The sequence below is a fragment of the Neobacillus drentensis genome, assembly GCF_036962765.1.
GTDB classification, from domain to species: Bacteria; Bacillota; Bacilli; order Bacillales; family Cytobacillaceae; genus Neobacillus; species Neobacillus drentensis_C.
Map to the genome: position 1 here is coordinate 1 of NZ_JBALOS010000264.1, position 7,534 is coordinate 7,534.

Here is a 7,534-nt window from a genome sequence, read left to right on the forward strand (position 1 = left end):
CCAGCGCAACGATTTAATCTGTGCTGGTGGAGTCTAATCGTGCCCGTCCGGGTTAAAAAAGAGAGTATCTGTATCACAATAAAATATTAATTTACCGCTAAGGTTGTGAGTTCTTGGTACCTGACCAAAATCTCATCAAGGTTCTCATCAATGGTTAAGGTTACTTCAGTATCTTCAAAGAACCATACATCATTTACTTCAACAAAAAAGGTAATACCATTAATTTCATAAGAATATCCAACATGACCAGGTGATTCAGCTGAAAAAGCAAGGCTAAAACCTTTATGCTTTATTCCAAAACCAGCATATTGAGGAAACATCCGAATGAAAAACGTTTTATTTATTGCGAATTCTTTTGTGAACCATGTCGCAGCTTTTTCGTCGACAGACATGAACATCTAAATGCACCCACCTTTATCTATTAGGTAATGATTCATATGGGATGGCTCGGATAGTAAACTAGATAAAAGTTTGTTTTCCATTCCCTATATCAAAAGGGTATAACTTTGCAGCGGTTTTGCATGTGATATTATTCACGCACCATCGAGAGGTTTTATGATGTTTTAAATTGTTCATTTATTTTCCATAAAACGTTCACATGTATCCGTGTAGATGAGGGCATATGTATTAAAGGGTTGGAAAATATCGTTCGATTTCGCTGTCGAGCAAGTGTTGCTGATATTGTAACATTTATAAAGTGAAAATGATGATAATATAAAAGCAGTGAAGGGGGTATTCCAATGGTGCAGGATATAAATAAGCTAACAGATAATGTTAATGACATAAAAAGTTTATTTCGTACATTGAATGATACATTAGAAAGTATTGAAAAACGACTTTCTCGGCTTGAAAAAATGGATAGCATTGAACACCGGGTGGAAGTAAATCAAATTGACCTTTCCGATATAAAAGAATCTCTGCAGCGGATTGAAGAGACAAACAATCGTGATATACAGCATATCAATCGCCGACTTGATTCACATTTAGTAAAAATCGCAAAGTTGGAAGAGAATATGATTATTTTTAAGTGTAAATAATCATTTTAGCAAGATAGAAAAAAGATCAGATTGAAAATGATCTGATCTTTTTTGTTTTCGTTTAGAAAACGCTTACAATTCTTTGAATATTGCTTTAACGCCTAGGAAAAGCAACAATAAACCAAATACTAAAATTGCAAGTGCACCGACAACATGGAAAAATGATGACAGGCCAGCTAGGAATGAAATGCTTGGCATATGAACTAAAGCAAAGCCAGCTAAGATACAAAATAAAAATAAACTTCCTAATCGATCCATATTCTTCCCCTCCTTTGAAATTAGAGTATGCTTAAACGGGGGAGCTTGACTGGACAAAAGTACTATGATGTTTAACAAAAAAACCAGATCGGATTGATTTTCCGTCTGGTTTAATAGTGTATTAAGAAAGCACTTCTGAATTGGGTATGGAGACTTGTTGACTGACTACATCTTCATTATTGGCATTTTTGGTGACTTCAATATACTTAATATGATGATCTTCCATATCGAGAATTTTAAAGGAATAGGTTTCATGAAGGAGGATATCGCCTTCTTTTGCTTCGTAATTTTCGGTTAAAATCCAACCACCAATTGTATCGACATCTTCATCGTCAATTTCTACCCCTAAAAGATCATTCACTTCACTAACTAAAACTTTAGAATCGATTATATAATGATTATCCTTAATTTTGCGAATCTCTGGAATTTCATCCATATCGAATTCGTCACGAATTTCCCCTACAATCTCTTCAAGGATATCTTCTACTGTAACAAGTCCTGAAGTACCGCCATATTCATCCATCAAAATCGCCATATGAACACGGTCCTTTTGCATTTTTACTAATAAGTCATGGATTGGAATTGTTTCTATTACTCTTATAATTGGCCGAGTATAGTTTTCTAGAGTCCGTTCTGCAAGTTTTTCATTACCAATTAAATCTGTCATAACTTCTTTTATATTGATCAGCCCAATGATATGATCCTTATCCCCATCAATGATCGGATACCGTGTAAATTTCTCTTCCCGTAATACCTGAAGGAAAGTCTCTAAGGTATCTTCTTTAGATAAGGAAACGATTTCCGTTCTCGGTACCATAACCTCTTTGGCAATACGGTTATCAAATTCAAAAATTTTATTTACATACTTAAACTCTGATTGGTTAATTTCACCACTTTTGTAGCTTTCAGATAGGATAATTCGAAGTTCTTCCTCTGTATGAGCAATTTCGTTTTCTGAAACAGGCTTAAGCCCGAAAAATTTAGTCGTAATTCGTGCAGAGCCATTTAGTAACCAAATAACAGGGTACATAACCTTGTAAAAAAGTACAAGCGGACGTGACATCACTAAAGTAATCCATTCTGCCTTCTGAATCGCCAATGTTTTTGGAGCAAGTTCACCAACTACTACATGTAAAAAGGTAATAGCCGCAAATGCAAAACCTACAGATATTACTTGGTTAAAGCTTTCGGGAATATGCAATCCTTCAAACAGCGGATGGAGCAACTTTTCAAATGTTGCTTCACCAAGCCATCCTAAACCAAGGGCGGTTATGGTTATCCCCAACTGACAGGCGGAAAGGTATTCATCAAGATTAGAAATTACTCTTTTAGCAGTCACAGCACTCGAATTTCCTTCTTCAATTAACTGATCAATTCTGGAGCTTCTAACTCGTATAATAGCAAATTCAGAAGCAACAAAAAAAGCAGTTAATGCAATTAAAATGGCTATAATAACCAAGTTAAATATGTCCAAATAAGTTCCCTTATCCTGTTTTTTAGACAGGTAAGGAGTCACCTCCCAGTTTGATAAAAAAATTAGCTCATATTGCCTTAAATTTATTTCTTGTTTTTTCCTAATATCGTCTAATGGTCATCTTACCACCTCGACAATTTTATAAATTAACAATAATTATAAAGAATTTAAACTATACAGTCAAACGTTCTGGTTAGTATATTGGTAGATAACTATATTTTATGGGAAAACAAAGTGAATATGAACAAAAAAAGACTAAATATTACAAAAATTATACAAAATAAAAGCAACTCCTACTCAGGAGCCACTTCTGCTTTTTTAGTATCGGTGTCTACTTTGCTAACTTCAATGTACAAGATATGGTGACCTTCGATCTCATTAATTTTAAATACAAATCCGTCGTTTTCAATAGAATCACCTTTATGTACGTCAAACTTTTGTGTTAAAAACCAGCCGCCTATTGTATCTACATCCTCCTCATCCAGTGTGGTGCCGAGTAGATCGTTTACTTCACTGATTAAAACTTTTCCATCTAAAATGAAATGGCCGTCTGCTTTTTTCTGGATAAGAGGGAGCTCATCCAAGTCAAACTCATCCCTTATTTCACCAACAATTTCTTCAAGAATGTCTTCAACCGTGACAATACCTGCTGTACCGCCATATTCATCAGATAAAACTGCCATATGTGAATGGTTTTTTTGCAGTTTGACGAGAAGCTCTTGAATGGGAATGGTTTCAATAACATGAATCACTGGTTTTAGATAGGGTAGAAGAGGTCGGTCGCCCGTACATTTTTGCTGGATGCAATCTGTTAAGACTTCCTTAATGTTAATAACCCCTAAAATATTATCTTTGTCCCCATCAATTAAGGGATATCGAGTGTATTTTTCTTCTTTAACGATTTCAATAACTTCTTCCATGGAGGCATCTATGGAAAGAGTTATAAGTTCAGTTCTAGGGACCATAATTTCTTTAGCAATCCGGTTATCAAATTCAAATATTCGATTCATATATCGATATTCAGATTGATTAATTTCTCCGCTTTCATAGCTTTGCGAAAGAATTAACCTCAATTCCTCCTCTGACAAGACGATATCATTCTCGGATGCCGGTTGTACTCCAAAAAGACCAGTAACAAACCGAGCTGAACGATTTAATATCCAAATAAACGGGTACATCAGTTTATAAAACAAGATGAGCGGACGAGCAATAATCAAGAGAATTTCTTCTGCCTTTTGAATCGCAATCGTTTTCGGTGATAATTCGCCAATGACGACATGGAAATAAGTTATGACAATGAAAGCAAAAATAAACGAAATAATGTGTTTGAGGGATAAAGGTATGTGAATCAGATCAAAAATAGGATTGAGCAGTTCTCGAATAGTGGGCTCACCAAGCCAGCCTAAAACTAGGGAGATGATGGTAATCCCAACCTGGGTGGCAGATAAATAGCCATCCAAATTAGATATTAACTTTTTTGCTGCTTCGGCTTTTGGATTTCCTTCTAATAATAATTGATCAATTCTTGTGGATCGAACCTTTACCATCGCAAATTCTGAAGCCACAAAAAGGGCTGTAAAGCCTATTAGGATAACGATAATAACTACATTCATCCAAATCATCTATCACCTTACAAGAGGTAAGGTATGCCACCTCACTTACGTTGGTTTCAATACATTATTTAAAAAAAAAATCTATTAGCAAATCGACCTAAAAAAATGCTGCCTAAAGGCAGCATACAAAAGAACTAGATGTTGATGGTTGTATCCTAATAAGGAACTCGTTTATTCCAGTCACGGGCAAGCATACTATAAATATAGAGGTCATGAAAGCGGCCATATAATTGTTCGCCATCCTTAATGATCCCTTCCTTACTAAACCCAAGTCTTTCTGGTATAGCACGGCTTTTTTTGTTTTTGACACCACAGCGAATTTCAACTCGATTTAATCCTATCTGGAAAAATGCGTAATTTAGTAAGGCTTGAACTGAACGAGTCATGATGCCATGACCTTCTCCCTTTTTTGAAAGATAATAACCGATACTTGTCATTCGGTTATGCCAATCGATTTGATGTAACCCAATGGAACCGACCAGTTCACCCTTATAAAGTATCCCCACATTTAATCCACTATTATCTGCAAATTGGTTTAGCCATATCGGTATTATGGACTCAAACTGATAGGGAGAGTTCATGCTATCCACCCAAGGCATCCATTCCCGCAAATGTTCACGGTTATCTTCAACCAAATGATATAGTCGTAAGGCGTGATGCGTTTGAAATAACTGGAGTTCAATTTCATTATCAACCTTTAATGTAAACATTGGTCTCTAATCTCCCGATATAAATTTTTAGTTCATCATATGCATATTAGGTTCGGTACGGGAGGAATTATTAAAGAGAAATAAAAAAATCCCTGCTTTAAATAAAGTGGGATTGGTCACATGGGCGACGAAATTTCAAATTCAATTAAGGTTAAGGTGTTAAGGCTGCAACAGGTAAGAGAATTGAAAATGTTGTTTTATCAGGAGAAGAATCACATTCTAAATTCCCTTTATGCTTTTCGATAATTTCTTTACATACAAACAAGCCTAAACCTGTACCCAGTTTTTTTGTTGTAAAAAATGGTTCGAAAATTGATTTTCTTAGTTCCGCGGGGATCACGGGTCCATTGTTGGTAATATTGATTTTAATGAACTGATCTTCGAGACGGCTATTGATTTCGATCGTTGGATTTGGATTCTCATCATGATTTAATACATCAATCGCATTAAAGATAATATTAATTAAAACCTGCCTAATTTCATCTGCATACCCATTAAGAGTAATATCTTCACTTAGTTCTTTTCTAATTTTTACTTTTCCGTCAAGAATGCTTGGATATAGGAAGTTCAATACTTCCTCTACTAATTTATTTAAATTAAAGTCATCTTTTTCTTTGCCAATCAGTTCCTTCTTTGATAAAAGGAGGAATTGTGAGATGCGAAAATTCAGTTGATCCAGCTCACTTGAAATGATATCTAAATATTTCATATCCGGATAATCCGCTTTTAGCAGTTGGATAAATCCTTGAACAGATGTTAGTGGGTTCCGAAACTCATGAATAAAACTGGATGTCATCTGGCCAAGCAGTGTTAATCGATCTTGGTGGGTAGAATCAATGTGCATGGTTTTTTCTTCAATAATTTTGTTCTTTGCTTCAGAGTAATGTGATACAGCATAGTATAAAAATTTATCGAAACAAAAATTTATCCTGTTTAATGCTACTTGCATTACTTCCCATGGAATCCCAGTTTCGCTTAATTGGCTGTATAAAACTGTTCTGCCGATATTTACATTATAAACAAAATCTCCAAGGTTAATATCAGCCAAAACTCTTTCCTCTGATACTTCAATTGCAAGCTTTTCGATAATCTCTAAAACCTCTTGTTCGGTCATTTTGTGCATATTAAGTAAAACTTCGAGTAATGCCTCGCCGTTATCGTGAATTTTTGTTTTAAATGGATCAGCTTGAATGGTAACAATGGCATTTTCCCATTCTTGAATTAATTTCTGTTTATTTCGACTGAAAAAATCAAGTAAATCTGTTTGTTTCTCCGTGAACATGCCGTTTTCCCCCTATGTTATTGGCAAAAAACTTCCTAAATGGTTTATTCGATGAAAAAAAAGAAAATCCTCCTTTTTTTATAAGAAAAGTCTTGAAATCTATCCATGCAATATATGGAAGTTTTTATTACCGATTAGATTCGTTAGTAAAACAATCCAAAAGTAATATTTTCCTTGTATATGGAATAAAAGAAGAGTATATTTTTCTATGGAAACGATTGAATACTTCCACAGGGGGAGCTGCTTTTCATGCGGCTGAGAGTGAACGTTTGAGTTCTGACCCTATGAACCTGTTAGGTAACACTAGCGTAGGGATGTGGTTTGCTTAAAATGAAAGCAATGCAGACATCCTTATTGTCATGCATTGCTTTTTTTGCGCTTCCATTTTGCGGCACATCTTAAAATAAGAAGAAATCAAAATGGTCCAAATAGATGATTAAGGAGAGACGTTGATGAATCAAAAAAGAAGTAACACATTGTTTATCGCCGAGGTGGCCGTTTTTGCTGCTTTAGCTTTTTTATTGGATTTTGTAGCAGGAATATTATCGCTAAAAGTATGGCCACAGGGCGGTTCAGTGTCAATTGCAATGGTACCAATCTTCTTAATGGCCTATCGTTGGGGGATTAAGGGCGGACTATTAACAGGATTTATTCTAGGTTTATTGCAAGTGGTCCTTGGATTTGCTCAAGTATATACATTCCTTCAAGGATTTATTGATTATTTTCTTGCCTTTACTATAGTAGGGTTAGCGGGTATTTTTGCCAACCAAGTAAAGAAATCTATATCTAACCATGAAAAAGGAAAGTGGATGACATTTGTAATTATCGGTGCATTGTTTGGAAGTGCCTTAAGATACCTATGTCACGTTGTCTCGGGAATTTTGTTCTTTGGAGAATATGCACCAAAGGGACAGCCAGTAGCTGTATACTCACTACTATATAATGGAACGTTCATGCTGCCAAGTTTCATCATCAGTGCAATCATAATCATCATCGTCATGAGTGCAGTACCAAAGAAATTATTTTCATAATTTGAAATTAAGACAGGAAAAGAGTTTATATCTCTTTTCCTTTTTTACTGTAATTTTCGAACTTTTGACAAATTTGTCATGCTTGATAACTCTTATAAAGTGCTAAAATGACCATATAGAAAGATAATC

General features: G+C 35.1%; 8 protein-coding genes and 1 riboswitch. Of the genes, 2 read left to right on the forward strand and 6 right to left on the reverse strand.

What is annotated here, in order from left to right; all coding sequences use genetic code 11:
- Positions 1-86: 86 nt before the first annotated feature.
- Positions 87-398 (reverse strand): HesB/YadR/YfhF family protein, encoded by a 312-nt coding sequence (locus V7137_RS25945; protein WP_335700746.1) that lies wholly within the window; start codon positions 396-398, stop codon positions 87-89.
- Positions 399-740: 342 nt separating this feature from the next.
- Here V7137_RS25945 and V7137_RS25950 point away from each other — a divergent pair, with 342 nt between their 5' ends.
- Entirely contained in the window at positions 741-1,037 is a 297-nt protein-coding gene (locus V7137_RS25950) for a hypothetical protein (protein WP_335700747.1), read from the forward strand.
- A gap of 72 nt (positions 1,038-1,109) precedes the next feature.
- Here the strand turns inward: V7137_RS25950 and V7137_RS25955 are convergent, their stop codons facing one another.
- The 5 genes from V7137_RS25955 to V7137_RS25975 all read right to left on the reverse strand — a co-directional run bounded on the left by V7137_RS25955 (position 1,110) and on the right by V7137_RS25975 (position 6,374).
- Entirely contained in the window at positions 1,110-1,295 is a 186-nt protein-coding gene (locus tag V7137_RS25955) for a hypothetical protein (protein WP_218350146.1), read from the reverse strand.
- A gap of 121 nt (positions 1,296-1,416) precedes the next feature.
- Positions 1,417-2,769, reverse strand: coding sequence for a hemolysin family protein (locus V7137_RS25960; protein ID WP_335700748.1), 1,353 nt, complete (start codon positions 2,767-2,769; stop codon positions 1,417-1,419).
- 293 nt (positions 2,770-3,062) lie between these two features.
- Positions 3,063-4,391, reverse strand: a complete 1,329-nt coding sequence (locus V7137_RS25965; RefSeq protein ID WP_335700749.1) for a hemolysin family protein — start codon at positions 4,389-4,391, stop codon at positions 3,063-3,065.
- Positions 4,392-4,537: 146 nt separating this feature from the next.
- Positions 4,538-5,092 carry a GNAT family N-acetyltransferase gene (locus tag V7137_RS25970; RefSeq protein WP_335700750.1) on the reverse strand — a complete coding sequence of 185 codons (555 nt, stop codon included), beginning with the start codon at positions 5,090-5,092 and terminating at the stop codon, positions 4,538-4,540.
- Between the two features lie 151 nt (positions 5,093-5,243).
- The gene (locus V7137_RS25975) at positions 5,244-6,374 is read right to left on the reverse strand and encodes a histidine kinase N-terminal domain-containing protein (protein WP_335700751.1); all 1,131 of its coding nucleotides are present in this window, start codon (positions 6,372-6,374) and stop codon (positions 5,244-5,246) included.
- A 223-nt stretch (positions 6,375-6,597) separates the two neighbouring features.
- A riboswitch (TPP riboswitch) is annotated at positions 6,598-6,706 on the forward strand.
- Positions 6,707-6,826: 120 nt separating this feature from the next.
- On the opposite strand from V7137_RS25975, the gene thiT reads away from it, so the two are divergent.
- The gene (thiT, locus tag V7137_RS25980; RefSeq protein ID WP_335700752.1) at positions 6,827-7,405 is read left to right on the forward strand and encodes an energy-coupled thiamine transporter ThiT; all 579 of its coding nucleotides are present in this window, start codon (positions 6,827-6,829) and stop codon (positions 7,403-7,405) included.
- Positions 7,406-7,534 lie beyond the last annotated feature (129 nt).

Coding starts and splice junctions, on each gene's coding strand:
- thiT (WP_335700752.1), top strand. CDS start 6,827: ATGAATCAAAAAAGAAGTAACACATTGTTTATCGCCGAGGTGGCCGTT.
- V7137_RS25970 (WP_335700750.1), bottom strand. CDS start 5,092: ATGTTTACATTAAAGGTTGATAATGAAATTGAACTCCAGTTATTTCAA.
- V7137_RS25950 (WP_335700747.1), top strand. CDS start 741: ATGGTGCAGGATATAAATAAGCTAACAGATAATGTTAATGACATAAAA.
- V7137_RS25955 (WP_218350146.1), bottom strand. CDS start 1,295: ATGGATCGATTAGGAAGTTTATTTTTATTTTGTATCTTAGCTGGCTTT.
- V7137_RS25945 (WP_335700746.1), bottom strand. CDS start 398: ATGTTCATGTCTGTCGACGAAAAAGCTGCGACATGGTTCACAAAAGAA.
- V7137_RS25965 (WP_335700749.1), bottom strand. CDS start 4,391: ATGATTTGGATGAATGTAGTTATTATCGTTATCCTAATAGGCTTTACA.
- V7137_RS25975 (WP_335700751.1), bottom strand. CDS start 6,374: ATGTTCACGGAGAAACAAACAGATTTACTTGATTTTTTCAGTCGAAAT.